Genomic DNA, 23,626 nt, shown 5'->3' with positions numbered 1-23,626 from the left:
ATAGGAGCAGCACAGCATGAAAGCCCCGCGCGTAACCCTGGACCAGTGGCGAACCCTGCAAGCGGTGGTGGATCACGGCGGCTTCGCCCAGGCCGCAGAAGCCACCCACCGCTCGCAATCCTCGGTCAGCTACACGGTTGCGCGCATGCAGGAACAGTTGGGCGTACCGCTACTGCGCATCGAAGGCCGCAAGGCGGTGCTGACCGAGGCCGGAGAAGTGCTGCTGCGCCGCTCGCGGCAACTGGTCAAGCAGGCCAGCCAACTGGAAGAGCTGGCCCACCACATGGAACAGGGCTGGGAAGCCGAGGTGCGCCTGGTGGTGGACGCGGCCTACCCCAACGCCCGCCTGGTGCGCGCCCTCTCCGCCTTCATGCCGCAGAGCCGCGGCTGCCGCGTGCGCCTGCGCGAAGAGGTGCTCTCCGGCGTCGAGGAAGTGCTGCTGGAAGGCTCGGCGGACCTGGCCATCACCACCCTGGACATCCAGGGCTACCTGGGCGCCGGGCTATGCTCGGTGGAATTCATCGCCGTCGCGCATCCCGACCACCCCCTGCACCGGCTGCAGCGGCAGATCAGTTTCCAGGACCTGGAAAGCCAGCTGCAGGTGGTGATCCGCGACACGGGCCGCACGCAACCGCGCAACGTCGGCTGGCTGGGCGCCGAGCAGCGCTGGACGGTGGGCAGCCTGTCCACCGCCACCAATTTCGTCAGCAGCGGCCTGGGCTTCGCCTGGCTGCCGCGCCACCTGATCGAGCGGGAGCTGAAGGAAGGCCAGCTCAAGCCACTGCCCCTGGAACAGGGCGGCAGCCGTCATCCTTCGTTCTATCTCTACGCCAACAAGGAAAAGGCCCTCGGTCCGGCGTCGCAGATCCTGGTCGAGCTGATCAAGAGTTTCGACTCGGCGCCGCTCGACGCCCCCTTCGCGGCCCCGGTTTCCAGCGTCTGACAGGAGGTCGCGCATGTCCTACTTCGACAACGACGGCTGCCAGTTGCACTACGAGGATTACGGCCGTGGCATGCCGGTGCTGCTGGTACACGGACTGGGCTCCAGCACCCGTGACTGGGAATACCAGATTCCAGCCCTCGCCGCGCATTACCGGGTCATCGCCCTGGACGTGCGCGGTCACGGCCGCTCCGACAAGCCCCTCGAGTCGTACAGCATCGCCACCTTCGCCGACGACGTGGCCGCGCTGATCGAGCACCTGGGGCTGATCGATGTGCACCTGGTGGGCATCAGCATGGGCGGCATGATCGGCTTCCAGCTCGGGGTCGACCACCCCGACCTGCTGCGCAGCCTGACCATCGTCAACAGCGGGCCGGAGGTGATCCCCAGGGCCCCGCGTGAATTCCTCGAGATCGCCAAGCGCTGGAGCCTGTCGCGCCTGCTGAGCCTCGAGACCATCGCCAAGGGTCTCGGCCAGCTGCTGTTCCCGCTCCCCGAACAGGCCGAGCTGCGGCGCAAGATCGAGGAACGCTGGCCGCAGAACGACAAGCGCGCCTACCTGTCGTCCCTCGACGCCATCATCGGCTGGGGCGTACGGGAGCGCCTGGAACGCATCCGCTGCCCGACCCTGGTGATCACCGCCGACCGCGACTACACCCCCGTCGCCCAAAAAGAGGCCTACGTGCGGGAGATGCCGAACGCCCGCCTGGTCGTCATCGAGAATTCCCGCCACGCCACCCCGCTGGACCAACCCGAACGCTTCAACACCACCCTGCTCGACTTCATCAACGAAGTGGAACGTAACAAGGACCAATCCCCATGCTGAAGAAACTCATCCTGGGCGCCTGCGCCCTGCTGGTCTCCGTCAATCTGCTGGCCGCCGACAAGCCCCATGTGCTGCTGACCACCAGCGCCGGGGAAATCGAGGTGGAACTGGACGCGGACAAGGCTCCGGTGAGCGTGAAGAACTTCCTGGACTACGTGGATGCCGGCTTCTACAACGGCACCGTGTTCCACCGCGTCATCCCCGGGTTCATGATCCAGGGCGGCGGTTTCGATGCCGAGCTCAACCAGAAGGACACCCACGAGCCGATCAAGAACGAAGCCGACAACGGTCTGCGCAATGTCCGCGGCACCCTGGCCATGGCCCGCACCCAGGCAGTCAATTCGGCCACCAGCCAGTTCTTCATCAACCACAAGGACAACGACTTCCTCGACCACGGCAGCCGCGACTTCGGCTACGCGGTGTTCGGCAAGGTGGTGCGCGGCATGGACGTGGTCGACCAGATCGCCAGCGTGCCCACCGGCAATCGCGGCATGTACCAGAATGTTCCGCTGCAGCCGGTGGTGATTCTTTCCGCCAAGCGGCTATAACCCCCTCGGCCCGGGCAGGATGCCCGGGCCGACGCTCCTCTTCGGATGGACTCGCCATGCTCTTCCAACGCTTCGAGCGCCTGATCGATGTGTTCCGCCAGGCGCCAGACGAAATGCCCCCGCGCAGCGTGCTGCGCTTCTACGTCTACTACCTGCGCCAGGTCTGGCCGGTCTTCGGCGCCCTGCTGCTGGTGGGCCTGATCGTGGCCCTGATCGAAGTGGCGCTGTTCAGCTTCCTCGGCCGCATCGTCGACCTGGTCCAGGCCACCCCCGGCGGAGAACTCTTCGCCCGGCACGGTCCCGAGCTGCTGTGGATGGCGGTGGTCGCCCTGATCCTGCGGCCGCTGTTCAACTGGCTGCACGACCTACTGGTGCACCAAGCCATCAATCCCAGCCTGACCAACCTGATCCGCTGGCAGAACCACCGCTACGTGCTCAAGCAGAGCCTGGGCTTCTTCCAGAACGACTTCGCCGGGCGTATCGCCCAGCGCATCATGCAGACCGGCAACTCCCTGCGCGACTCCGCGGTGCAGGCGGTGGACGCCCTCTGGCACGTGCTCGTCTACGCCGTCAGTTCCCTGGTGCTGTTCGCCGAGGCCGACTGGCGCCTGATGCTGCCCCTGGCGATCTGGATCGCCGGCTACATTGGCGCGATCTTCTACTTCGTCCCCCGGGTCAAGCAGCGCTCGGTGGAATCCTCGGACGCGCGTTCGCGACTGATGGGGCGCATCGTCGACGGCTACACCAACATCGCCACCCTCAAGCTCTTCGCCCACACCCGCAAGGAAGAGGACTACGCCCGCGAAGCTATCGACGAGCAGACCCGCAAGACTCAGGCGATGGCGCGGGTGATCACCAGCATGGACACCGTCATCACCGGCATGAGCGGCCTGCTGATCGTCACCACCTGCGGCCTGGCCCTGTGGCTGTGGAACCAGGGGTTGATCAGCGTCGGCGCCATTGCCCTGGCCACCGGGCTGGTGATCCGCATCATCAATATGTCCGGCTGGATCATGTGGGTGGTCACCGGCATCTTCGACAACATCGGCCAGGTGCAGGACGGCATGCAGACCATCTCGGTGCCGCGCCTGGTGATCGATCGCCCGGATGCCACGCCGCTGGCGGTCCGCCAGGGCGAGGTGCGCTTCGAGCACGTCGCCTTCCACTACGGCAAGGGCAGCAGCGTGATCCAGGACCTCGACCTGCGCGTGCGACCCGGCGAGAAGATCGGCCTGGTGGGGCCCTCGGGCGCCGGCAAGTCGACCCTGGTCAACCTGCTGTTGCGGCTCTACGACCTCGAAGGCGGCCGCATCCTAATCGACGGCCAGGACATCGCCCAGGTGACCCAGGAAAGCCTGCGCGCGCAGATCGGCATGGTCACCCAGGACACCTCGCTGCTGCACCGCTCCATCCGCGACAACCTGCTCTACGGCCGCCCCGGTGCCAACGACGCCGAATTGCGCGAGGCGGTGCGCAAGGCCCGTGCCGACGAATTCGTGCCGCTGCTTTCCGACGCGGCCGGGCGCCGCGGATTCGACGCCCACGTCGGCGAACGCGGGGTGAAACTCTCCGGCGGCCAGCGCCAACGCATCGCCATCGCCCGCGTGCTGCTCAAGGACGCGCCCATCCTGATCCTGGACGAAGCCACCTCGGCGTTGGACTCGGAAGTGGAAGCGGCCATCCAGGAAAGCCTGGAAACCCTGATGCACGGCAAGACGGTGATCGCCATCGCCCACCGCCTGTCCACCATCGCCCGCATGGACCGCCTGGTAGTGCTGGACAGGGGCCGGGTCGTGGAGAGCGGCAGCCATGCCGAACTGCTGGAACACGGCGGCCTCTATGCACGCCTCTGGCAGCACCAGACCGGTGGTTTCGTCGGCGTGGAATAAGGCGTGCTGGCGCCCCGCTATCGACACGGCTGATCTCCACTACAAGGCGCAATGATTTCTGCGGGACGCCCGCGGCTGGTCATATGGAACCCCTATCCGGTTCCGCCCGGAACCGACAACGGACCCAAGAGAGGATCAGCCCATGAAGATCGCATCCGCCGTCAGCGCCGTACTTGCCAGCCTCGCCCCCAGCGTGTTCGCCCAGGACTTCCAGCGGGAACCGGGCGCGGGCATCCCCACAGTCGATTACCACTACGGCATGGAACTGGACGTTCAGCGCGTCCTGTACCGCACCGACGCCTCCCAACGCACCGGCGTGGTGCCGGTCACCATGGTCTATGAGGACAGCAAGGGCGAGCTGCACAAAGTCCGTTTCCTCGAGTGGGGCAACCACACCAGCAACAGCTGACCTGTACGGCACCTGACAGACGGTAGGGTGCGCCCTGCGCACCACGCCCTCGTGACCTCGAATGCGCGGTGCACCTTACCCAGGTGAAATCACCAGATAAACGGTTAAGTCGGGGTGGAATTAACGCCCAGACAGCCCAGAAACGAAAAAAAGTCACACGCTGCGACAAACGGTCGCAACACCTCAAGCACGGGCGATTGCGAGTGGTTAAAAAACGTTCAAAACGAGGATCACCGAAGCGGGTGGTTGAACTAAAAACGTTCAACGGGTCAGATGGAGTCCCTCGTAAGCGAAACCCAACAGAGGAATACAAGCCTTATGAAAATGGCCTCGGTTGTCAGCGCCCTGCTCTCCAGCCTCGCGCCCAGCGTATTCGCCCAGGACGGCATTCAGAATCAGAACCACGGTGCCGCCCTGCAGCCCGTGGACTATCACTACGGAATGGAAGTCGACATCCAGAAGGTGCTGCACCGCACCGACACCTCCCAGAAGACAGGCGTAGTGCCGGTCACCCTGGTCTATGAAGACAGCGAGGGCGAAGTGCACAAGCTGCGCTTCCTCGAGTGGGGCGGCACCACCGCTGACGGCACCCTCGTCAGCCAGATCGACGTCGCCGCCGACAGCGAGACCGACGTCACCGCTGAAAGCCAGATCGGCTGATCAATCGCGCCGATACGGCAGCAGGCCTCGCGCCTCTTCGGCGTAGGCCAGCACCCCTCCCCGCTCCTGCACCAGGAAATCGTCCACGGCTTCACGCAAGCCGGGGTGGACGAGCCAGTGCCAGGAGCGGGTGATCACCGGCTCGAATCCACGAATCAACTTGTGCTCGCCCTGGGCGCCCGCGTCGAAACGCTGAAGCCCGGCGGCAATGGCCTGGTCGATGCCCTGGTAGAAGCAGGTTTCGAAATGCAGGCGGTCGAACTCCGCCAGGCAGCCCCAATAGCGGCCGTATAGCGTATCGCCCCCCTCCAGCGAGTAGGCCATGGCCACCGGCCGGCCCGCTTGCAGCGCCAGCACCACGCGAATGGCGTTCGGCATCCGTTGCGCCAGCAGGCTGAAAAAGGTCCGCGTCAGATAAGGCGCCTGTCCCCGCACCCGGTACGTATTGGCATAGCAGGCGTAGACGAAATCCCAGTCCGCCTCGTCCAGTTCATGGCCCCGGCGCCACTGGAAATCGATCCCCTGCCCCAGCACCTGCTCGCGCTCCTTGCGGATCTGCTTGCGCTTGCGCGAACTCAGCGCATCGAGGAAATCCTGGAAGTCCCGATAGCCGTGATTGCGCCAGTGAAACTGGCAACCCAGGCGCTCGAGCCAACCCGCGCGGCCGCGCAGGTGATGGTCAGCGAAGGCATCGGTGAAATTGATATGCAGCCCGGACAGGTCATCGGTGGCCACATCGGCCACCACGGCGTCGAGCAGTTCGCCGGCCGCCGCGTCATCCACCGCCAGCAACCGCGCGCCGCCCACCGGGGTGAAAGGCACCGCCGCCAGCAGCTTGGGATAGTAGCGGATGCCGGCGCGCTGACAGGCATCGGCCCAGGCCCAATCGAACACGTACTCGCCGTAGGAATGACTCTTCAGGTAGGCGGGCAGCGCAGCGCGCAGCTCGCCCCCCTCCCCGCGCAGGAGGTGGTGCGCCGGCTGCCAGCCACTGCGACCACCCACGCTGCCGCTGTCTTCCAGGGTGGCGAGAAAGGCATGGCGCAGGAAGGGTTGGTCGTCCGGCAGCAGGGCATCCCATTGCTGCGGGTCGATTTCATTGAGGCGGGAGAGGGTCTGGATCGGCATTGCGCCAGTCTGGCGCGGGCCGCGATGGAAGAAAAGCGGGAACAAAAAAATGGGCGACCGAAGTCGCCCGAGGTGCCTTGCGTGCCTGTAAACCCGGATGACTCAACGCGGCTTGCGTTTGTGCGAGTCCTTCCAGATGAAGTAACCGACGCCTGCGAAGAAGGCGACCATGAGTCCGACGGTGCCTATACCGGCGAGAACCACTGTATCGACGAACATGATCTGCCTCCTGCGTTTGGCGTTGTTGCTTCGATGGGTTCAAGGTACCTCCGAGGCGGGGATGGAAAATTGATCTGGATCAACAGCTGCAGACGGCCCGAGGCAAGGCTCGCGGGATACTGATCCAGGTCAATTTTCGGAGGGTCGGGGCACAGGGAAGAGGTACTTTGTAGGAGCGAATTCATTCGCGAATGAATTCGCTCCTACAGGCAGGCGTCGGGGGATAGCGCTTTGCGATTCACCAACGGTGCCTGAATGAACTCCGACGGTGGACCGATGAAGCGTGGTCCACCCTACGGGAAAGGCCGAGTGAGGGCTCAGCGTTTCTTCGGTTTCTTGCCGCCCTTCTTGCCCTTGGGCAGGGGCATGGCCTGTTCGAAAGCCTTGCGCATGTCGTTCAGGCGTTTTTCGTGGACGTCGTGGATGCGTTTTTCGCGCTCGGCGCCGAAGTCGATCAGGTTTTCGTCATTGCTCATCAGCGGATCCAGCGGAAGGTGAGATTGAGCCGGGGGGCGCAAGGGGTTCGCGTCTTCGCCACCTGGTGCTGCCAATGATGCTGCGTCGGCCCGCTCATGACCAGTAGCGCGCCATGGCCCAGTTCCAGTGAATGCTCGATGCGATTGCCGCCCTTGCGGCGCAGGTCGAAGCGGCGGGTGCCGCCCAGATTGAGGGACGCCACCAGCGGATTACGGCCCAGTTCGGGCTCGTCGTCGCTGTGCCAGCCCATGGAGTCCTGGCCGTCGCGGTAATAGTTGAGCAGCACGCCATTGAGCGTCTGCCCCACCGCACCTTCCACTCGCGCGCGAATCTCCGCCAGCAGCGGCGTCCAGGGCAAGGGTTCATGGGTCAGCCCGGAATAGCGGTAGCTCGCCTCCGGGTCGCCATACCAGGCCACCAGCCGCGGCACCGGATAATACCGGCCGTGCAGATAGACCTCTGGCTGCTCCCAGGGCGTTTCGGCCACCAGGCGCGCCAGCCAGTCGCTGGCCTCCACGGGGGCAAGGAAGTGCGGCTCGTAGCGCAATTCGGCGTCCGGCAGCTGCAAGGGGATATCGTCGAACAGGTCCACCAGCGTCGGCTTCAGGGAAGGAGATGGCCCATTCTGCGCGCCTCAGACTTCCACATCCACCCACAGCCCCTGCCGCGGCAGCTCGCTGAGTTCGGCCTGGTCCTCCGCGGCCACTTCCCCGGTCGCCAGTTCCTGCGGCGTATAGCCTCGCCGCTGGCGCCGCCGCTGCTCTTCACGGAGCAGCTCCTCGGTCTCCTGCGGGTGACGCCTGTCCAGGTCGACGGCGCCCTCCCGCGCGCTGTCCTGCAGGGGCGTGACCGGCGGGATATCCGGGCGCGGCTTGACCGCGTCCTGCTGGGCGGCGACCGGGACCAGGCTCTGGGGAATGGGCGGCAGCATGGGAGGGCCCTCCTTTGGTCAGTCTGTCGGCCGTCGCGGGCGCTTCTTTATAGGTGCTCGCTACACTTTTGCGGACATATGGCCGGCTGTCGGCGTCGCCCTGCGCCCTGGGTTCCGTTAACATAGCCGGCTTTTTTCACCACAGGGAGACACGCATGGCGCAGCAGTATCAACCGGGGCAACGCTGGATCAGTGACAGCGAAGCGGAGCTGGGGCTCGGAACCATCCTGACATCGGATGGCCGCCTGCTCACCGTGCTCTACCCGGCCACTGGCGAGACCCGCCAGTACGCGCTGCGCAATGCGCCGCTCACCCGCGTTCGCTTCGCCCCGGGCGATGAGATCACCCACTTCGACGGCTGGAAGCTCAATGTCCAGGAAGTGGAGGACATCGACGGCCTGCTGGTCTACCACGGCATCACCGCGCAGAACGAACCCCGCATCCTGCCGGAAACCCAGCTGAACAACTTCATCCAATTCCGCCTGGCCAACGATCGCCTGTTCGCCGGGCAGATCGACCCGCACAAGTGGTTCGCCTTGCGCTACCACAGCCTGGAGCACCGCTCGCGCCAGCTGCAATCATCGCTCTGGGGCCTGTCCGGCGCCCGCGCCCAGCCCATCGCCCACCAGCTGCACATCGCCCGTGAAGTGGCCGACCGCGTTGCGCCGCGCGTCCTGCTGGCCGACGAAGTGGGCCTGGGCAAGACCATCGAAGCGGGTCTGGTGATCCACCGCCAGCTGATATCCGGCCGCGCCAACCGGGTGCTGATCCTGGTGCCGGAAAACCTCCAGCACCAGTGGCTGGTGGAAATGCGCCGCCGCTTCAACCTGCAGGTGACCCTGTTCGATGCCGAGCGTTTCGCCGAGAGCGACGCCAGCAACCCATTCGAGGACAGCCAGTTGGCCCTGGTATCCCTGGAATGGCTGAAAGAGAGCGAGCGCGCCCAGGACGCCGCCTTCGCCGCCGGCTGGGACCTCTTGGTGGTGGACGAAGCCCACCACCTGGTCTGGCACCCGGAGCAGCCCAGTGCCGAATACCGCCTGGTGGAGCAGTTGGCCGAGGTCATCCCCGGCGTGCTGCTGCTCACCGCGACCCCGGAACAGCTCGGCCAGGAAAGCCACTTCGCGCGCCTGCGCCTGCTGGACCCGAGCCGTTTCCACGACCTGGATGCCTTCCGCGCCGAAAGCGCCAACTACCGCCCGGTGGCCGAAGCCGTGCAGGAACTGCTCGAACATGGCCGCCTGAGCGCCAAGGCCGAAGCCACCATCAAGGGCTTCCTCGGCGAGGAAGGCGAAGGCCTGCTCCAGGCCCTGGCCGCCGGCGACGAAGAGGCCTCGCCGCGCCTGGTGCGCGAACTGCTGGACCGTCATGGCACCGGCCGCGTGCTGTTCCGCAACACCCGCGCCGCCGTGCAGGGTTTCCCTGAGCGCCAGCTGCACCCCTATCCGCTGCCCAACCCGGTGGAGTACATGGAGCTGCCCATCGGCGAGCATCCGGACCTCTATCCGGAAGTCAGCTTCCAGCACCAGCAGGACGGCAGCGACGAAGCCGAGCGCTGGTGGCGCTTCGACCCGCGCGTCGAGTGGCTGATCGACACCCTGAAGATGCTCAAGAAGTTCAAGGTGCTGGTGATCTGCGCCCACGCCGAGACCGCCCTCGACCTGGAAGACGCCCTGCGCGTGCGCTCCGGCATCCCCGCCACCGTGTTCCACGAAGGCATGAGCATCCTCGAGCGCGACCGCGCCGCCGCCTACTTCGCGGATGAGGAGTTCGGTGCCCAGGTGCTGATCTGCTCGGAAATCGGCTCGGAAGGCCGCAACTTCCAGTTCGCCCACCACCTGGTGCTGTTCGACCTGCCGTCCCACCCGGACCTGCTGGAGCAGCGCATCGGCCGCCTCGACCGGATCGGCCAGAAGCACACCATCCAGCTGCATGTGCCCTACCTGGAAACCAGCCCGCAGGAGCGCCTGTTCCAGTGGTACCACCAGGCACTGAACGCCTTCCTCGCCACCTGCCCCACCGGCAACGCCCTCCAGTACCAGTTCGGCCCGCGCCTGCTACCCATGCTCGAGGACGGCGACGACAAGGCCTGGGAGGCCCTGGTGAACGAAGCCGAGGCCGAACGCAAGCGCCTGGAAGGTGAGATGCACAATGGCCGCGACCGCCTGCTTGAACTCAACTCCGGCGGTGCCGGCGAAGGCGAGCGACTGGTGGAAGAGATCTTCGAGCAGGACGATCAGTTCGCCCTGCCTATTTATATGGAGTCGCTGTTCGAAGCCTTCGGCATCGACAGTGAGGACCACTCCGAGAACGCCCTGGTGCTCAAGCCCGGCGAGAAGATGCTCGACGCCGGCTTCCCGCTGGGCGACGACGAGGGTGTGACCGTCACCTACGACCGCAACCAGGCCCTGTCCCGCGAGGACATGCAATTCCTCACCTGGGAACACCCCATGGTGCAGGGCGGCATGGACCTGGTGCTCTCCGGTTCCATGGGCAATACCGCCGTGGCGCTGATCAAGAACAAGGCGCTCAAGCCCGGCACCGTCCTGCTCGAGCTGCTCTATGTCAGCGAAGTGGTGGCGCCGCGCGCCCTGCAGCTCAGCCGCTTCCTGCCGCCCAAAGCCCTGCGCAGCCTGCTGGACGCCAACGGCAACGACCTGGCGCCCAAGGTGGCCTTCGACACCCTCAACGACCAGCTGGAAAGCGTGCCCCGCGGCAGTGCCAACAAGTTCGTCCAGGCCCAACGCGACGTGCTCGCCGCGCAGATCAACGCCGCCGAAGCCAAAGTCGCCCCGCGCCATGCCGAGCGCGTGGCCGAGGCCCAGCGCCGCCTGAAGGCCGAACTGGACGAGGAACTGGCGCGCCTCACCGCGCTCCAGGCAGCCAACCCCAACGTGCGCGACAGCGAGCTGGAAGCCGTGCGTCACCAGCGTGACGAAGGCCTGCAACTGCTGGACAAGGCGGCGCTGCGGCTGGAATCGATCCGGGTGCTGGTCGCGGGGTAAGGCAATTCGGTACATAGCCAAGTAGGTTGGGCTGAGCCCGCGAAGCCCAACGCAGCGGTCCCCACCAGAACGTTGGGCCTCGCTTCGCTCGGCACCAACCTACGGCCTGGAAGTGAGGGTAGGTTCCCCATCCACCGCAAACAACAAGGCCCGCATTTGCCGGCCTTCTTGCATTCGGCGAATGGTCAGGCAGCGGCTGCCACCATCCCCTGGCGCATGTTGCTGGCGTCGCGCACGAAGCAGCGCGCAGCCTGGAACAGCGCCAGCATGGTCAGGGTCAGCGCCGCCGGCACCAGGTAAAGCGCGTTGTGCAGCCCCACTGCCTTGAAGGTCTCGTTCATTTCGCTGGCGCCTGCCGCGACCATCGCCGCCTGGGAGAAATGGTCCGACAGCAGCCCCACCACCACCGGGCCGAGGCCGCCGCCCAGCAGGTAGAGGCCGGCGAAGAACAGCGCCATGGCGGTGGCCCGCAAGCGTGGCTCCACCACATCCTGGATGGCGGTATAGACGCAGGTGTAGAAGTTGTAGGCGAACAGCCAGCCCAGGCTGAACACGCCGACGAACAGACCGATCTCGATCCGCCCGGCCAGCAACGCGTAGCCGGTGCAGGCCGCTGCCACCGCCATGCTGAACGCGGCCAGCATCAGCCGGCCGCGCTCGGATCTCTGGTGCACCTTGTCGGCCACCCAGCCGCCCAGGGTCAGGCCCACCAGCCCGGTGAGGCCGGTGATAATGCCGGTGGCGATGGCCGCCTGTTCCAGGGGCATCAGGAAGTAGCGCTGCAGCATCGGCACCATGAAGGAGTTGGTGGCATAGGTGGCGAAGTTGTAGGTCAGGCCCGCCAGGGTCAGCCACCAGAAGGTGCGGATCGCCAGCACCCGGCGCAGCGGCTTGTCCAGCGGCCTGGCGACCACCTGCACGGATTCGGCGGCGCCGCGGGCCGGTTCCTTGATGAAGAACATGAAGATCGCCAGGATCACCCCCGGCACGGCAGCGATGAAGAAGGGCGCGCGCCAGCTGTCGAAGGCCTTGACCATGGCGCCGATGGTGAAGAAGGCCAGCACCAGGCCCAGCGGCAGGCCGAGCATGAAGATGCCCATGGCGCGGGCGCGCTTGTGGGCGGGGAAGAGATCACCGATCAGCGAGTTGGCGGCCGGCGCATAGCTGGCTTCGCCGATTCCGACGCCCATGCGCACCAGCAGGAAGCTCCAGAAGTTCCAGGCCAGGCCGTTCACCGCGGTCAGTCCGCTCCACACCGCCAGGCCCCAGCCCATGATCTTCCTGCGCGCCCCGGTGTCGGCCATGCGCCCCAGCGGCACACCGGCGATGGCATAGACCAGGGTGAAGGCCGTACCGATCAGGCCGAGCTGGAAGTCGCTCAGGCTCCATTCGTGGCGCACCGGCTCGATAATGATGGCCGGGATGGTCCGGTCGAAGAAGTTGAACAGGTTGGCCAGGAACAGCAGGAAGAGCACGCGCCAGGCATTGGCCGCTTGAGGAGATTGCTGCATGAGTCGGTCTCGTTGTTGTTGTCAGGCGCCCGGGTAACCGCAAGCCGGGCTCGATGCTGCAATCTAGAGCGTTCGGCCGGAAACTGTCTGCGACAATTCGTGGCATTTATGTAACCCGATGCTGCACCGCCCCGCCCCCGCCCATGCCGGCTGTCCTTCCCGGCGGACCGCCCAGCATCCAGGCACGATCGTCCTAGAAGTACAGCCTGGGCCGGCTATACTGATCGCATTGTGCCAGCAACCTCCTTCCCGAAGTCGAACCCCTTGCATGGGAACTCCCCTATGGACTGGCTGGGCCTGCGTTTCGGTACTGAGCTTCCCGAAGATGGCCAGGTGCTTTTGGCCTGTACCCATAACAGCTGGCTGGTGCTTCTGGCCTTCCTGGTCGCCTCGGGAGCCGGCTACTGCGCCTTCGCCATGGCCGAACGGGTGACCCATGCCCAGCAGGCGGAAACCCGACGACGCTGGTGCTGGTTGGGCGCCTGCTGTCTGGGCGGCGGCATCTGGGCGATGCATTTCATCGCCATGCTGGCCTTCGAAGTGCCAATCTCCATCGAGTACGACATCCCCACCACCGCCCTGTCCCTGCTGATCGTGGTCTCTGCCTCGCTGGTGGGGATGTACACCCTGGGCCGGCAGAGCTTCGAGCCGCGCCACTACATGGCGGCGGCCCTGGCCGTGGGCCTGGGCATCGCCCTCATGCACTACTGCGGCATGGCCGCCATCCGTTCCGTGGCGACCCAGTACTACCATCCGGGCATGGTGGCCATTTCGGTCGGCGTCGCCATTGCCGCCAGCCTGGCGGCCATGCTCCTGTCGACCTTCTTCCGCGAACGCAGCGACGGCCACCATCTGCTGAAGATTCCCGCCAGCCTGGCCATGGGCGGGGCCATCTGCAGCATGCACTTCACCGGCATGCTGGCGCTCCAGCTGACGGTACCCGCCGGTACCGAGCTGCATCTGCATCACGCTGACAACGCCCTGCAGCTTGGCCTCAGCCTCGGGCTGATCGCCGGCATGGTGCTGCTCTGCGCCCTGGGCGTCGCCTGGGCCGACAAGAAGCTGCAGCGCAAGGAGCTCGACCTGCTCCACGTGAACAACCTGCTGCGGGAACTGGAACAGGTGAAGGTGAAGCTGCAGAACGTCGCCCACTACGATGCCCTCACCAACCTGCCCAACCGCCGCGCCTTCAACGAAAGCTTCGCCGAGAAGCTGCAGGGTCACCGGCATCTGAAGCAGTCACTGGCGGTAATGTTCCTCGACATCGACCATTTCAAGCGCGTCAACGACAGCCTCGGCCACGATGCCGGCGACGAGCTGCTCAAGGTCGTCGCCGAACGGGTGCGCAGCGTGCTGCGCCGCGAGGATGTGATCGCGCGCCTGGGGGGCGATGAGTTCTGCGTACTCGCCAGCCTGGGTGATCCGACGGAGGCCAAGACGCTTTCGCAGCGAATCATGCAGCGCATGAAGGAGCCGATCACCCTGGCCGGTCGCCGCGTCACCATGACCACCAGCATCGGCATCAGCCTCTACCCGGACGACGGCGACACCTGCGAGGAACTGCTCAAGCATGCGGACCTGGCGCTCTACCAGGCCAAGAGCAGCGGACGCAACAACCTGCATTTCTTCAGCAGCCACCTGAGGAACAAGGCCACCTTCGAGCTGCAACTGGAGGAAGAATTGCGCCTGGCGCTGATCCGGGACGAAGGCCTGTTCCTCTGCTACCAGCCCATCCTCGACCTGCACCGCGGCCAGGTCACCAAGCTGGAAGCCCTGGTGCGCTGGCAGCACCCGCAACTGGGCCTGCTGATGCCGGACGGCTTCATCGGCGTCGCCGAGGCCAATGGCTTCATCGCCGAACTGGATGCCTGGGTACTGCGCCGCGCCTGCCGCGACCTGGTGATTCTTGCCGCCCAGGGCTTCCACGACCTGCGCGTGGCAGTGAACTGCTCGGCGCTCAACCTCAGCCGCGAGGAGCTGGCGGACGAGGTGCAGCGCACGCTGCGCGAGACCGGCCTGCGCCCGCAATACCTGGAGCTGGAAGTCACCGAGAATGCCCTGATGAGCAACGTCAACCAGGCCCTGCGCCTGCTGGAACGCATCCGCAGCCTGGGGGTGAGCGTGTCCATCGACGACTTCGGCACCGGCTATTCATCCCTGACCTACTTGAAGCGCCTGCCCCTGGACACCCTGAAGATCGACCGTTCCTTCGTCATGGACATTCCCGGCAGCCACGCCGACATGGAAATCGTCCAGGCCATCGTCGGCATGGCCCACACCCTGCACCTGCAGGTCGTGGCCGAAGGGGTGGAGACCCGCGAGCAGCTGGACTTCCTGCGCAGCCACAATTGCGACTACATCCAGGGCTACCTGCTCAGCAAGCCCCAGCCGCTGGCGGCAATCGCCGAGTTCATGCGCCATCCCCATGGGATGTGCGGCAGCAATGTGCTGCCGTTTCGGCCGGTGGACTCGAATCCGGCTTGAGGGATGAATTCATTCGAACTTGGGCAGGATGTCTGGCTTGAGCGAGGAGCAGGGGCTGATTCCGCGGTTGAGCGCGGCATGGGAGCTGCCCCCGCCCGCTACCGCTGCCGCAGATACTCCAGCACCGCCGCCTGCTCCCCGGCGAACTCGATACGCGATGCCTTGCTCTCCCGCTGGTAGGCATACATCGGGTCGTAGTACTCGCGCAGCAGCCCTTCGATCCAGCCCCGGTGCAGGTCCACCTTGCCGGTGGCCTCCTGCTCGGCCAGGGCCTGGTCCATCAGTTCCGCCATGCGCTGGTGGCGCTCGCCGCCCAGGCGCCGGACGATGTTGTCCAGGCTCTGGCGCAGGCGCTCGGCGAAGCGCGGGAAGCCATGCTCGTCGCCGTGGGTGGCGATGAACTCGGCACAGAGGTTGGTCACGTAGTCGCGCAGGATGCGCTCCACGCGGTCCTCGAAACTGTCATCGAGCCAGACCAGCGGGTACTCCTGCATGCCGTGGTAAAGCTCGAGCGGCACCGAGCAGCTGCCGACGATACGGCCCTCGTCCTCCAGCACGAACTGGTGATGGCCGGCGGCGCGCTTTTTCAGGATGTCGATGGCAAGCGCGTTCTCGAAGTCGATCTGCGCCGGCTGCGGCGTGGCGCGCTTGCCGAAGCTGGAGCCACGATGGTTGGCATGGCCTTCCAGGTCCAGGCTGTTGGCCAGTTGCGCGATCACCTCGGTCTTGCCGGTGCCGGTAAGACCGCCCACCAGCACGAAGTCACACCGGGCCACGGCGTCCTGGGTGGTTTCCAGGAGGAAGGTCCGCATCGCCTTGTAGCCGCCTGTCACCCGAGGGTAATCGATGCCGGCCTCGTGCTTCAGCCACTGCTGGACCAGTTGCGAACGCAGGCCGCCACGGAAGCAGTAGAGGTAGCCATCGGGGTTGGCGCGGGCGAAAGCCGCCCAGGCCTCGATCCGTTCCGCCTTGATGGCGCCACTGACCAACTGGTGACCGAGGTCGATGGCGGCATGCTGGCCCTGCTGCTTGTAGCAGGTACCGACCTTCTGCCGCTCGATATCGCTCATCAGCGGCAGGTTGACGGTATGGGGAAAGGCGCCCTTGTCGAACTCCACCGGGGCACGGGCATCCATCATCGGCAGGTCGTTGAGGAAGATTTCGCGGTAATTCGAGGTATCCGGGCGCATCAGAACACCTCGACCGCGAGGCTCTGTCGCTCGTGCAGCTGGCCGATGGGGGCGAGTTGCAGGTCGAACTCCTCGGCCACCGCGAGGAATTCCGCCTCCCCTTCCGGGGTCACCGCCACCAACAGGCCACCGCTGGTCTGCGGGTCGCAGAGCAGCAGCCGCTGCACCTCCGCCAGCGGCGCCAGGCGATCGCCGTAGCTGTCAAAGTTGCGCAGGGTGCCCCCGGGCACGCAGCCCTGCTCCAGGTAGTACTCCACACCCGGCAGGCTGGGCACCTTGGCGTAGTCGATATGCGCGGTCAGGCCGCTGCCGTCGGCCATTTCCACCAGGTGGCCAAGCAGGCCGAAGCCGGTTACGTCGGTCATGGCCTTGACCCCCGCCAGCTTGCCAAAGCGGCTGCCGGGTTTGTTCAGGGTGCACATCCAGTCCCGCGCCAGGCCCACATCGGCCTCACGCAATATGCCCTTCTTCTCGGCGGTGGTGAGGATGCCGATGCCCAGCGGCTTGGTCAGGTAAAGCTTGCAGCCGGCGGTGGCGGTGTCGTTGCGCTTCATGTTGCGCTTGTCGACCACGCCGGTGACCGCCAGGCCGAAGATCGGCTCGGGCGCGTCGATGGAGTGCCCGCCGGCCAGGGGAATGCCCGCCTCGTCGCACACGGAGCGGCCGCCACGCACCACTTCGCGGGCCACCTCCGGCGGCAGCAGGTTCACCGGCCAGCCGAGGATGGCGATGGCCATCAGCGGGTCGCCCCCCATGGCGTAGATGTCGCTGATGGCGTTGGTGGCGGCGATGCGGCCGAAGTCATAGGGATCGTCGACGATCGGCATGAAGAAATCGGTGGTGGACACCACGCCACGCTCTTCGTCCAGGGCGTAGACCGCCGCGTCATCCTTGGAGGCGTTGCCCACCCAGAGTTTCGGGTCGAGGTTCTGCGCGCCGCTGCCGGCGAGAATCACCTCCAGCACCTTGGGGGAGATCTTGCAGCCACAGCCAGCGCCGTGGCTGTACTGGGTGAGGCGGATGGGGTCGGTCATGGGGTTCTCTCTACAAAGAAGCGATTTGCTTTCCTGTAGGGGCGAATTCATTCGCCAAGCAGGCCAGCGGCCTGCCCCGGGAATCCATCGGGGCCGCTACGCGACCCTTGGCGAATGAATTCGCCCCTACAAGGTTCATATTCGTCGGCTCAGGCCAGCCTGGCCTTCCACTCCGGCAGCCAGCCGAGGGTATCGGCGGTCACACCACTGGGCTTGTACTCGGCGCCCAGCCAGCCGGGATAGTCGTCCTCCTGGAGGGCGTGCAGGGCCGGACCGAAGTCGGTGCTGCCGGTGCCCGGTTCGCCGCGCCCGGGGCAATCGGCAAACTGCACATGGCCGATGCGTCCCGCCAGCAGGCGAATGCCCGCCGCCGCGTCCACGCCCTGGCGGGCCATATGATAAAGGTCGTACTGGGCGCTGAGGTTGGGATGGTCGACATCGCGCAACAGTTCGTCCAGCTGCTCCGGGGTGTTGATCAGGAAGCCCGGCATGTCCAGCGGGTTGATCGCCTCGCAGACCACGCCGATGCGCAGCACGGCGAAGGCCTCGGCAGTCTTGCGCAGGTTGGCCGCCAGACAGGCCAGGGCACGCTCGCGGCTGACGCCTTCGGCCTTGCGTCCGGCCAGTACGTTGACGAAGCGCGGCCGGGTCATGGCGGCATAGGCGAGCGCCTGCTCCAGGGCATCGTCGAACTGCTCCTGGCGCTCCGGCACCGCGGCAAGCCCCGGGCCGCCTTCCATCAGGTCGCCAGCCGGAAGGTTGAACAGGATCAGCGGCAGGCCGGCGGCCTCCAGCACTTCCTTCATGCGGATCGCCGGCAACTCATAGGGAAACTGCACTTCCACACCGTCGAAGCCGGCGACACGGGCGGCGATGACCCGCTCGATCAGCGGGCGGTCGGTGAACAGCAGAGACAGGTTGGCGGCGATCTTCATCAGTGATTCTCCCGGTACATTTCCACCAGCGTAGCCGGATCACGCTCCAGGTTGCCCTGGCTACCGTGCAAACGCATCAGTTGCGCCGCCAGGGCGCTGAGCGGTGTGGCGGAATCATGCTCGCGGGACAGGCGCACAGCGGTGTCCAGGTCCTTGAGCAGGGTGCGCACATGCCATTTGATGGGTTCGAAACGGCTCTCGGCCATCTGTGGGCCGAGGATCTGCAGCGGCTTGGAGTCGGCGAAGCCGCCGGCCAGGGCCGGAGCGATCAGGCTGGCGTCCACCCCGGCCTTCTCCGCCAGGGCCACCACTTCGGCGATCACCAGGGCATTGCAGGCGACGATCATCTGGTTGCACACCTTGGTCACCTGGCCGGCGCCCACCCCGCCCATGCGGGTCAGGCGTTGGCCCAGATGGGCGAGAATCGGCCGGGCCCGCTCCACGTCGTCCTCATGACCGCCGGCCATGATCGCCAGGGTGCCCGCTTCGGCGCCGAGGGTGCCGCCGGACACCGGCGCGTCCATCCAGCGCATGCCGGTGCGTGCTTCCAGCTCCGCGGCCATCTCGCGGGTGGCGGCCGGTTCCAGGCTGGAGAAGTCCACCAGCAACTGGCCGGGCTTCGCACCCTCGACTATGCCGCCCTCGCCGAACACCACCTTGCGCACCACGCGGGTATCGGCCAGGCAGAGCATGACGATGTCCGCCTCGGCGCACAGTTCGGCCGGCGTCTTCACCCGGCGTGCGCCCTGCTCCAGCAGGGGCGCGCACTTCTCCGGGGAGCGGTTCCACACGGTCAGCGGAAAGCCGGCGGCCAGCAGGCGGCGGGTCATGGGCAGGCCCATCAGGCCGATGCCGGCGAAGGCTATAGAGGGCAGGGAATCGGTCATGCCAGAACTCCGGGCAATTGGCGAAACGCACATCTTAACTGCCTGATCCGCCACGTGAAGCTACCAAGTAACGGCCCGATCACTATAATCCGCCTGCCTTTTCCGCTATTGAACCGGAGAATCCCATGTTCAAACGCTCTCTCGCCCTCGTGGCCGGCCTCGCGCTGTCCGTTTCCGCCGTTGTTTCCCAGGCCGCCGAAGTCCTCAAGGTCTCGGCCATTCCCGACGAAGCCCCCACCGAACTGCTGCGCAAGTTCAAGCCCCTCGGCGCCTACCTCGAAAAAGAGCTGGGCATGAAAGTCGAGTTCGTGCCCGTGGCCGATTACGCCGCGGTGGTCGAATCCCTGGCGGCCGACCGCCTGGACATGGCCTGGCTCGGCGGCTTCACCTTCGTCCAGACCCGCCTGAAGACCGGCAACGCGATTCCCCTGGTGCAGCGTGAACAGGACGAGAAGTTCACCAGCAAGTTCATCAGCGCCGACCCTGCGGTGAAGTCCCTGCAGGACCTCAAGGGCAAGACCTTCGCCTTCGGTTCGGTGTCGTCCACCTCCGGCAGCCTGATGCCGCGCTACTTCATGCAGAAGGACGGCATCGTGCCCGAGCAGTTCTTCTCCCGCGTCGCCTACTCCGGCGCCCACGACGCCACCGTGGCCTGGGTGCAGGCCGGCAAGGTCGACGGCGGCGTGCTCAACGCCAGCGTCTGGCAGAAGCTGGTGGACGCCGGCAAGGTCGACACCAGCAAGGTCAAGGTCTTCGCCACCACCCCGACCTACTACGACTACAACTGGACCGTGCGCGGGACCCTGGACCCGGCCCTGGCGGAGAAGATCAAGCGGGCCTTCCTCGCCCTTGACCCGGCCAACCCGGAGCACAAGGCGATCCTCGACCTGCAGGCCGCCAGCCGCTTCATCCCGACCAAGCCGGAGAACTACGCCGGCATCGAGGAAGCCGCACGCTCGGCCGGCCTGTTGAAGTGAGCCTGTCGCTGCATGGCGTGGACCTGATCCACGCCAATGGCCAGAGCGCGCTCAACGGCATCGAGCTCAAGGTCGGCAATGGCGAGCGGGTGGCCATCATCGGCCCCTCCGGCGCCGGCAAGACCAGCCTGCTGCGCCTCTTGGCCACCAGCCTGAAACCCGCCGCCGGGCAGCTCGAACTGCTCGGCGCGGCTCCCTGGTCGCTGTCCAGCGGCGCCCGCCAGCGCTTGCGCGCACGTATCGGCCTTATCCACCAGGCCCCGCCGTTGCCGCCGCGCCAGCGGGTGGTCACAGCCGTGCTGGCCGGCAAGCTGGGCCAGTGGCCACTGGCCAAGGGGCTGCTCAACCTGCTGCACCCGCTGGACAGCGCCGGCGCGGCCGCGGCCCTGGCCCGGCTGGACCTCGCCGACAAGCTCTTCGAGCGCTGCGACCAGCTGTCCGGCGGCCAGCTGCAGCGCGTCGGCATCGCCCGCGTGCTCTACCAGGCGCCCGAACTGATCCTCGCCGACGAGCCCGTCTCCGCCATGGACCCGGTGCTGGCCGACCATACCCTCGGCGTGCTCTGCGCCGAGGCCAGCCGTCGCGGCGTCACGCTGCTGGCCAGCCTGCACGCGGTGGAGCTGGCCCTGGCGCACTTCCCGCGCATCGTCGGCGTGCGCGACGGCCGCATCGCCTTCGACCGGCCCCGCGAAGCGGTGAGCCAGGCCGATCTCGACGCCCTCTACGCCAACGAACAACTGCACGGCAGTCTGCCCTACTCGCCGCCCGTAGCGGCGCCCGCGCTGCATATCCCGCGATGCTGAAAACCGCCCCCCGCGATCCCGCGGCCCTGCCCCGCCTGCTCCTCACTGTCCTGGCCCTGGCTGTACTCTGGCCGGGCCTCAAGTTGAGCGAGCTGAACCCGGCGGTGCTGCTGGATGAGGGCAATGCCCGCACCATGGGCCAGTTCCTCGAAGCCTTCTGGCCGCCCGAGCATGGTGAGGAATTCCTTCTTCTATTAGGCCGCGCCACCCTCGAGACCCTGGCCATCGCCACCGCCGGCATGAGCCTGGCGCTGCTGATCGCCCTGCCCGCCTCGCTCTGGGCCAGTCGTGCGCTGTCGCTTTCCGCCCTGCCCCGTGGCGGCCGCCCGGCATGGTGGGCCCTGGCCTTGCGCTGGCCGGTGCGCGGATTGCTGATCTTCCTGCGCAGCGTGCCGGAAATCGTCTGGGCCCTGCTCTTCGTCCGTGCCGTGGGCCTGGGCCCCACCGCCGGGGTACTGGCCATCGCCATCACCTACAGCGGAATGCTCGGCAAGGTCTATGCGGAAGTCTTCGAATCGGTCGACCCGCGCCCTGCCCGCGCCCTGCTCGCCTCCGGCAGCCCGCGCCTGGCGGCCTTCGCCTATGGCGTGCTGCCCGTTGCTGCGGCGGAAGTGATCTCCTACAGCGTCTACCGCTGGGAATGCGCGGTGCGCGCCTCGGTGGTGATGGGCTTCGTCGGCGCCGGTGGCCTGGGCCAGCAGATGGACCTGTCCATGCGCATGTTCGCCGGCGGCGAAGTGGCCAGCATGCTGCTGACCTTCCTCGCCCTGGTACTGCTGGCCGACCAGCTCAGCCGCTTCCTGCGCGGGAGGTTTGCATGAGGCCGGGCAACCTCCTCGTGATCCTCACCCTGCTGGCGGCGGTTGGCGCGTCCTTCATCTGGCTGGGCATCGACCTGGGCGCCCTGTTCGGCGGCGACGCGCTGCAGCAGATGGGCAAGTACGCGGCGCGTTTCCTCCAACCTGATCTGTCCACCCCGCATCTGGCGGCCATCGGCCGGGGTGCCGTGGAAACCCTCGCCATGTCGGCCCTCGGCACCCTGCTGGCGGCCCTGCTCGGCCTGCTCTTCGCCCTGCCCGCCGCCGGCCGCTTCGGCCGCCTCGCCCAAGGTGGCGCGCGGCTGCTGCTGAACGCCCTGCGCGCGGTGCCGGAACTGGTCTGGGCCGCCCTGATGGTGCTGGCCGCCGGCCTCGGCCCGAACGCCGGCACCCTGGCCCTGGCGCTGCACACCGCTGGCGTGCTGGGCCGCCTGTTCGCCGAAGCCCTGGAAAACACCCCGCCGGAACCGGCCGAGTCCATCCGCCTGAACGGCGGCGGACGCGTTGCCGCCTTCTGCTACGGCACATTGCCCAGCGTCTGGCCGCAGCTGGTGGCCTACATGCTCTACCGCTGGGAGAACAACATCCGCATGGCCAGCGTGCTCGGCTTCGTCGGTGCCGGCGGCCTCGGGCAGATGCTCTACATGAGCCTGTCGCTGTTCCAGGAAGCCCAGGCGGCCAGCGTGATCCTCGCCATGCTGATCCTGGTATTGGGCGTGGACGCCCTGAGCGGCTGGATGCGCCAGCGCTGGGTCAGCGCGTAGAGCGAACTCAACGGTAGGGTGCGCCATGCGCACCGAGAAGCTGGGGCCCGGGCCGGATTTCATCCAGTCGAAACGGCTGGTGCGCGCGGCACACCCTACATTCAGCGCCTTGCCCAACCGCTAGCGAATTCATTCGCGAATACAGGCCGCAGGCCTGGCGTAGGGTGGAAACCGCGAAGCGATTTCCACCGAAAGACGAGGATCAGAGACCGTCCTTCTCCAGATGGTCGAGGTTCACTGCTTCACCCGGCTTGGCACCGAGCACCTTGCGGATGTCCTCGAAGATCAGATCGTATTCCTTGTGATTGCGCATGATCAGGGTCTGATTGGGATTGAGCCCGTTCTTCACGGCAACCTTGGAAACCACGGCGGCGAAGTTGTACGCCGTGTCGCGGTGCAGCTCGAACTCTTCCTCGAAATGCTTGCCCTCGATGTCGCCCACCATGCGGAAGTGCAGCATGGTGCCCTCCTTGGCATTCGGACGCGCTTCGTAATAGAGGTCGATGGAAAACTGCTGTCCCGGGAAACCGGGCACGCTGGCCCGGTGTACATGGCCTGGTTCGAACATGATGATGCTCCCTGCTGATGATCAAAGTGGGGAAGGTGGATTCAGTCTAGCTCGCTCCACCAGCTTTGCCCCTGTCCCAGATCAGTGCGATGTGGGGCCGGCGGCACGTTCCTCGATCAGTTCCCGGACGCTCTGGAACGTGCCTCGTCAATGTCGCGCCGGTGCCTCTTCGCGCTCCTGGATCAGCACCCAGGGCGCTACCACCACCGCCCAGAGCTTCGGATCGCGGGCCAGCAGGTCCTGGGCGAGGCTCTCCTCGACCTTGCGCAACTTGCCGGCCGAGAGCAGGGCCGCGATCTGCGCCTTGTCGTCCTCCGCGACCGCCAGGGCCACGCCTACCAGGTCTTCCGCCCCGTCCACCCAGAGCAGCGCGCCACGGGCGAAGAAGGGCTGCAGCTCTTCCCAGGAAATGGCGGCGGTTTCGCCGAGCAGCTTGGCATAAAGGGTGCTAGCGTTATCGTTCATGGCTTGCTTTGAGTTGGTTGGTTACAGATGGATTGGGGGGCGCAATGATAGCGCCGGTCAACATTCAGACAAGTCCAGCCTGACGATTCCGACCTCGCTCGAGACACGCCGTATTTCTGTACGTTTGTTTCGATTTAGCGACACAAGATCATTCCGAT

Annotated in this window: 24 protein-coding genes; 12 read left to right on the top strand and 12 right to left on the bottom strand. The window is 66.1% G+C overall.

All coding sequences use genetic code 11. From position 1 onward, the window contains the following. The first annotated feature begins 16 nt into the window (after positions 1 to 16). From ACFW0H_RS05755 to ACFW0H_RS05730, 6 genes are all read left to right on the top strand, one after another. The gene (locus tag ACFW0H_RS05755; protein ID WP_422912938.1) at positions 17 to 943 is read left to right on the top strand and encodes a LysR family transcriptional regulator; all 927 of its coding nucleotides are present in this window, start codon (positions 17 to 19) and stop codon (positions 941 to 943) included. Between the two features lie 13 nt (positions 944 to 956). Beyond that, positions 957 to 1,766: an alpha/beta fold hydrolase gene (locus ACFW0H_RS05750; protein ID WP_422912937.1), complete on the top strand. Its 810-nt coding sequence runs from the start codon at positions 957 to 959 to the stop codon at positions 1,764 to 1,766. After that, positions 1,760 to 2,314, top strand: a complete 555-nt coding sequence (locus ACFW0H_RS05745; protein ID WP_422912936.1) for a peptidylprolyl isomerase — start codon at positions 1,760 to 1,762, stop codon at positions 2,312 to 2,314. Before ACFW0H_RS05750 ends, ACFW0H_RS05745 begins: the two co-directional genes overlap by 7 nt. A gap of 56 nt (positions 2,315 to 2,370) precedes the next feature. Continuing rightward, positions 2,371 to 4,203 carry an ABC transporter ATP-binding protein gene (locus ACFW0H_RS05740; RefSeq protein ID WP_422912935.1) on the top strand — a complete coding sequence of 611 codons (1,833 nt, stop codon included), beginning with the start codon at positions 2,371 to 2,373 and terminating at the stop codon, positions 4,201 to 4,203. Between the two features lie 142 nt (positions 4,204 to 4,345). After that, positions 4,346 to 4,612, top strand: coding sequence for a DUF2790 domain-containing protein (locus ACFW0H_RS05735; RefSeq protein WP_422912934.1), 267 nt, complete (start codon positions 4,346 to 4,348; stop codon positions 4,610 to 4,612). A gap of 318 nt (positions 4,613 to 4,930) precedes the next feature. Continuing rightward, positions 4,931 to 5,272 (top strand): DUF2790 domain-containing protein, encoded by a 342-nt coding sequence (locus ACFW0H_RS05730; RefSeq protein ID WP_422912933.1) that lies wholly within the window; start codon positions 4,931 to 4,933, stop codon positions 5,270 to 5,272. On the opposite strand, the gene ACFW0H_RS05725 is transcribed toward ACFW0H_RS05730, so the two are convergent. The 5 genes from ACFW0H_RS05725 to ACFW0H_RS05705 form a co-directional block, all read right to left on the bottom strand. After that, a complete protein-coding gene (locus ACFW0H_RS05725; RefSeq protein ID WP_422912932.1) occupies positions 5,273 to 6,400 on the bottom strand; it encodes a GNAT family N-acetyltransferase in 1,128 nt (375 codons plus the stop codon). A gap of 102 nt (positions 6,401 to 6,502) precedes the next feature. Beyond that, positions 6,503 to 6,619, bottom strand: coding sequence for a cytochrome c oxidase subunit CcoM (gene ccoM / locus ACFW0H_RS05720; RefSeq protein WP_280359762.1), 117 nt, complete (start codon positions 6,617 to 6,619; stop codon positions 6,503 to 6,505). A 317-nt stretch (positions 6,620 to 6,936) separates the two neighbouring features. After that, positions 6,937 to 7,095 (bottom strand): hypothetical protein, encoded by a 159-nt coding sequence (locus tag ACFW0H_RS05715; protein WP_422912931.1) that lies wholly within the window; start codon positions 7,093 to 7,095, stop codon positions 6,937 to 6,939. After that, positions 7,095 to 7,688, bottom strand: coding sequence for an alpha-ketoglutarate-dependent dioxygenase AlkB family protein (locus ACFW0H_RS05710; RefSeq protein WP_422912930.1), 594 nt, complete (start codon positions 7,686 to 7,688; stop codon positions 7,095 to 7,097). Before ACFW0H_RS05710 ends, ACFW0H_RS05715 begins: the two co-directional genes overlap by 1 nt. Before the next feature lie 42 nt (positions 7,689 to 7,730). Further along, a complete protein-coding gene (locus ACFW0H_RS05705; RefSeq protein ID WP_422912929.1) occupies positions 7,731 to 8,027 on the bottom strand; it encodes an aspartate-semialdehyde dehydrogenase in 297 nt (98 codons plus the stop codon). Between the two features lie 155 nt (positions 8,028 to 8,182). Between ACFW0H_RS05705 and rapA the strand changes: the two genes are divergently transcribed. Then, complete coding sequence (gene rapA / locus ACFW0H_RS05700) at positions 8,183 to 11,032, top strand: RNA polymerase-associated protein RapA (RefSeq protein ID WP_422912928.1); 2,850 nt, start codon at positions 8,183 to 8,185, stop codon at positions 11,030 to 11,032. Between the two features lie 185 nt (positions 11,033 to 11,217). Here the strand turns inward: rapA and ACFW0H_RS05695 are convergent, their stop codons facing one another. Further along, positions 11,218 to 12,543 (bottom strand): spinster family MFS transporter, encoded by a 1,326-nt coding sequence (locus tag ACFW0H_RS05695; RefSeq protein WP_422912927.1) that lies wholly within the window; start codon positions 12,541 to 12,543, stop codon positions 11,218 to 11,220. Positions 12,544 to 12,825: 282 nt separating this feature from the next. Here ACFW0H_RS05695 and ACFW0H_RS05690 point away from each other — a divergent pair, with 282 nt between their 5' ends. Next, positions 12,826 to 15,027 carry a putative bifunctional diguanylate cyclase/phosphodiesterase gene (locus ACFW0H_RS05690; RefSeq protein ID WP_422912926.1) on the top strand — a complete coding sequence of 734 codons (2,202 nt, stop codon included), beginning with the start codon at positions 12,826 to 12,828 and terminating at the stop codon, positions 15,025 to 15,027. A gap of 98 nt (positions 15,028 to 15,125) precedes the next feature. On the opposite strand, the gene mnmH is transcribed toward ACFW0H_RS05690, so the two are convergent. The 4 genes from mnmH to ACFW0H_RS05670 form a co-directional block, all read right to left on the bottom strand. Beyond that, positions 15,126 to 16,217, bottom strand: a complete 1,092-nt coding sequence (mnmH, locus tag ACFW0H_RS05685) for a tRNA 2-selenouridine(34) synthase MnmH (protein ID WP_422912925.1) — start codon at positions 16,215 to 16,217, stop codon at positions 15,126 to 15,128. Continuing rightward, a complete protein-coding gene (selD, locus tag ACFW0H_RS05680) occupies positions 16,217 to 17,251 on the bottom strand; it encodes a selenide, water dikinase SelD (protein ID WP_422912924.1) in 1,035 nt (344 codons plus the stop codon). The genes mnmH and selD overlap by 1 nt, the downstream gene beginning before the upstream one ends. A 149-nt stretch (positions 17,252 to 17,400) precedes the next feature. Further along, on the bottom strand, positions 17,401 to 18,186 hold the full coding sequence (locus ACFW0H_RS05675; protein WP_422912923.1) for a hydroxypyruvate isomerase family protein: 786 nt from the start codon (positions 18,184 to 18,186) through the stop codon (positions 17,401 to 17,403). Beyond that, positions 18,186 to 19,073, bottom strand: a complete 888-nt coding sequence (locus tag ACFW0H_RS05670; RefSeq protein WP_422912922.1) for an NAD(P)-dependent oxidoreductase — start codon at positions 19,071 to 19,073, stop codon at positions 18,186 to 18,188. Before ACFW0H_RS05670 ends, ACFW0H_RS05675 begins: the two co-directional genes overlap by 1 nt. Positions 19,074 to 19,198: 125 nt before the next feature. On the opposite strand from ACFW0H_RS05670, the gene ACFW0H_RS05665 reads away from it, so the two are divergent. The 4 genes from ACFW0H_RS05665 to phnE are packed head-to-tail and all read left to right on the top strand — an operon-like array spanning position 19,199 to position 22,435. Beyond that, a complete protein-coding gene (locus tag ACFW0H_RS05665; protein WP_422912921.1) occupies positions 19,199 to 20,050 on the top strand; it encodes a putative selenate ABC transporter substrate-binding protein in 852 nt (283 codons plus the stop codon). After that, positions 20,047 to 20,853 (top strand): phosphonate ABC transporter ATP-binding protein, encoded by an 807-nt coding sequence (locus ACFW0H_RS05660; protein ID WP_422912920.1) that lies wholly within the window; start codon positions 20,047 to 20,049, stop codon positions 20,851 to 20,853. Before ACFW0H_RS05665 ends, ACFW0H_RS05660 begins: the two co-directional genes overlap by 4 nt. Then, complete coding sequence (locus tag ACFW0H_RS05655) at positions 20,847 to 21,674, top strand: PhnE/PtxC family ABC transporter permease (RefSeq protein ID WP_422912919.1); 828 nt, start codon at positions 20,847 to 20,849, stop codon at positions 21,672 to 21,674. Before ACFW0H_RS05660 ends, ACFW0H_RS05655 begins: the two co-directional genes overlap by 7 nt. After that, entirely contained in the window at positions 21,671 to 22,435 is a 765-nt protein-coding gene (phnE, locus tag ACFW0H_RS05650; protein ID WP_422912918.1) for a phosphonate ABC transporter, permease protein PhnE, read from the top strand. Before ACFW0H_RS05655 ends, phnE begins: the two co-directional genes overlap by 4 nt. Before the next feature lie 202 nt (positions 22,436 to 22,637). Here the strand turns inward: phnE and ACFW0H_RS05645 are convergent, their stop codons facing one another. Together ACFW0H_RS05645 and ACFW0H_RS05640 are read right to left on the bottom strand one after the other, a co-directional pair. Further along, the gene (locus ACFW0H_RS05645; protein WP_422912917.1) at positions 22,638 to 23,003 is read right to left on the bottom strand and encodes a DUF5064 family protein; all 366 of its coding nucleotides are present in this window, start codon (positions 23,001 to 23,003) and stop codon (positions 22,638 to 22,640) included. Between the two features lie 147 nt (positions 23,004 to 23,150). After that, positions 23,151 to 23,468, bottom strand: a complete 318-nt coding sequence (locus ACFW0H_RS05640; RefSeq protein ID WP_422912916.1) for a DUF2288 domain-containing protein — start codon at positions 23,466 to 23,468, stop codon at positions 23,151 to 23,153. Between the last annotated feature and the right edge of the window lie 158 nt (positions 23,469 to 23,626).

The organism is Metapseudomonas cellulosilytica, from assembly GCF_049334135.1.
Lineage (GTDB): Bacteria > Pseudomonadota > Gammaproteobacteria > Pseudomonadales > Pseudomonadaceae > Metapseudomonas.
Note: the sequence above shows the minus strand (reverse complement) of the source record. Positions and strands in the feature narration are given on the sequence as shown.

Bases quoted from the DNA above. Each gene is read 5' to 3' on its own strand.
- ACFW0H_RS05745 (WP_422912936.1), top strand. From the start codon at position 1,760: ATGCTGAAGAAACTCATCCTGGGCGCCTGCGCCCTGCTGGTCTCCGTC.
- ACFW0H_RS05725 (WP_422912932.1), bottom strand. From the start codon at position 6,400: ATGCCGATCCAGACCCTCTCCCGCCTCAATGAAATCGACCCGCAGCAA.
- ACFW0H_RS05750 (WP_422912937.1), top strand. From the start codon at position 957: ATGTCCTACTTCGACAACGACGGCTGCCAGTTGCACTACGAGGATTAC.
- ACFW0H_RS05640 (WP_422912916.1), bottom strand. From the start codon at position 23,468: ATGAACGATAACGCTAGCACCCTTTATGCCAAGCTGCTCGGCGAAACC.
- ACFW0H_RS05740 (WP_422912935.1), top strand. From the start codon at position 2,371: ATGCTCTTCCAACGCTTCGAGCGCCTGATCGATGTGTTCCGCCAGGCG.
- selD (WP_422912924.1), bottom strand. From the start codon at position 17,251: ATGACCGACCCCATCCGCCTCACCCAGTACAGCCACGGCGCTGGCTGT.
- ACFW0H_RS05690 (WP_422912926.1), top strand. From the start codon at position 12,826: ATGGACTGGCTGGGCCTGCGTTTCGGTACTGAGCTTCCCGAAGATGGC.
- ACFW0H_RS05735 (WP_422912934.1), top strand. From the start codon at position 4,346: ATGAAGATCGCATCCGCCGTCAGCGCCGTACTTGCCAGCCTCGCCCCC.
- ACFW0H_RS05655 (WP_422912919.1), top strand. From the start codon at position 20,847: ATGCTGAAAACCGCCCCCCGCGATCCCGCGGCCCTGCCCCGCCTGCTC.
- ACFW0H_RS05755 (WP_422912938.1), top strand. From the start codon at position 17: ATGAAAGCCCCGCGCGTAACCCTGGACCAGTGGCGAACCCTGCAAGCG.
- ACFW0H_RS05730 (WP_422912933.1), top strand. From the start codon at position 4,931: ATGAAAATGGCCTCGGTTGTCAGCGCCCTGCTCTCCAGCCTCGCGCCC.
- phnE (WP_422912918.1), top strand. From the start codon at position 21,671: ATGAGGCCGGGCAACCTCCTCGTGATCCTCACCCTGCTGGCGGCGGTT.
- mnmH (WP_422912925.1), bottom strand. From the start codon at position 16,217: ATGCGCCCGGATACCTCGAATTACCGCGAAATCTTCCTCAACGACCTG.
- ACFW0H_RS05665 (WP_422912921.1), top strand. From the start codon at position 19,199: ATGTTCAAACGCTCTCTCGCCCTCGTGGCCGGCCTCGCGCTGTCCGTT.
- ACFW0H_RS05675 (WP_422912923.1), bottom strand. From the start codon at position 18,186: ATGAAGATCGCCGCCAACCTGTCTCTGCTGTTCACCGACCGCCCGCTG.
- ccoM (WP_280359762.1), bottom strand. From the start codon at position 6,619: ATGTTCGTCGATACAGTGGTTCTCGCCGGTATAGGCACCGTCGGACTC.
- ACFW0H_RS05645 (WP_422912917.1), bottom strand. From the start codon at position 23,003: ATGTTCGAACCAGGCCATGTACACCGGGCCAGCGTGCCCGGTTTCCCG.
- rapA (WP_422912928.1), top strand. From the start codon at position 8,183: ATGGCGCAGCAGTATCAACCGGGGCAACGCTGGATCAGTGACAGCGAA.
- ACFW0H_RS05670 (WP_422912922.1), bottom strand. From the start codon at position 19,073: ATGACCGATTCCCTGCCCTCTATAGCCTTCGCCGGCATCGGCCTGATG.
- ACFW0H_RS05705 (WP_422912929.1), bottom strand. From the start codon at position 8,027: ATGCTGCCGCCCATTCCCCAGAGCCTGGTCCCGGTCGCCGCCCAGCAG.
- ACFW0H_RS05695 (WP_422912927.1), bottom strand. From the start codon at position 12,543: ATGCAGCAATCTCCTCAAGCGGCCAATGCCTGGCGCGTGCTCTTCCTG.
- ACFW0H_RS05715 (WP_422912931.1), bottom strand. From the start codon at position 7,095: ATGAGCAATGACGAAAACCTGATCGACTTCGGCGCCGAGCGCGAAAAA.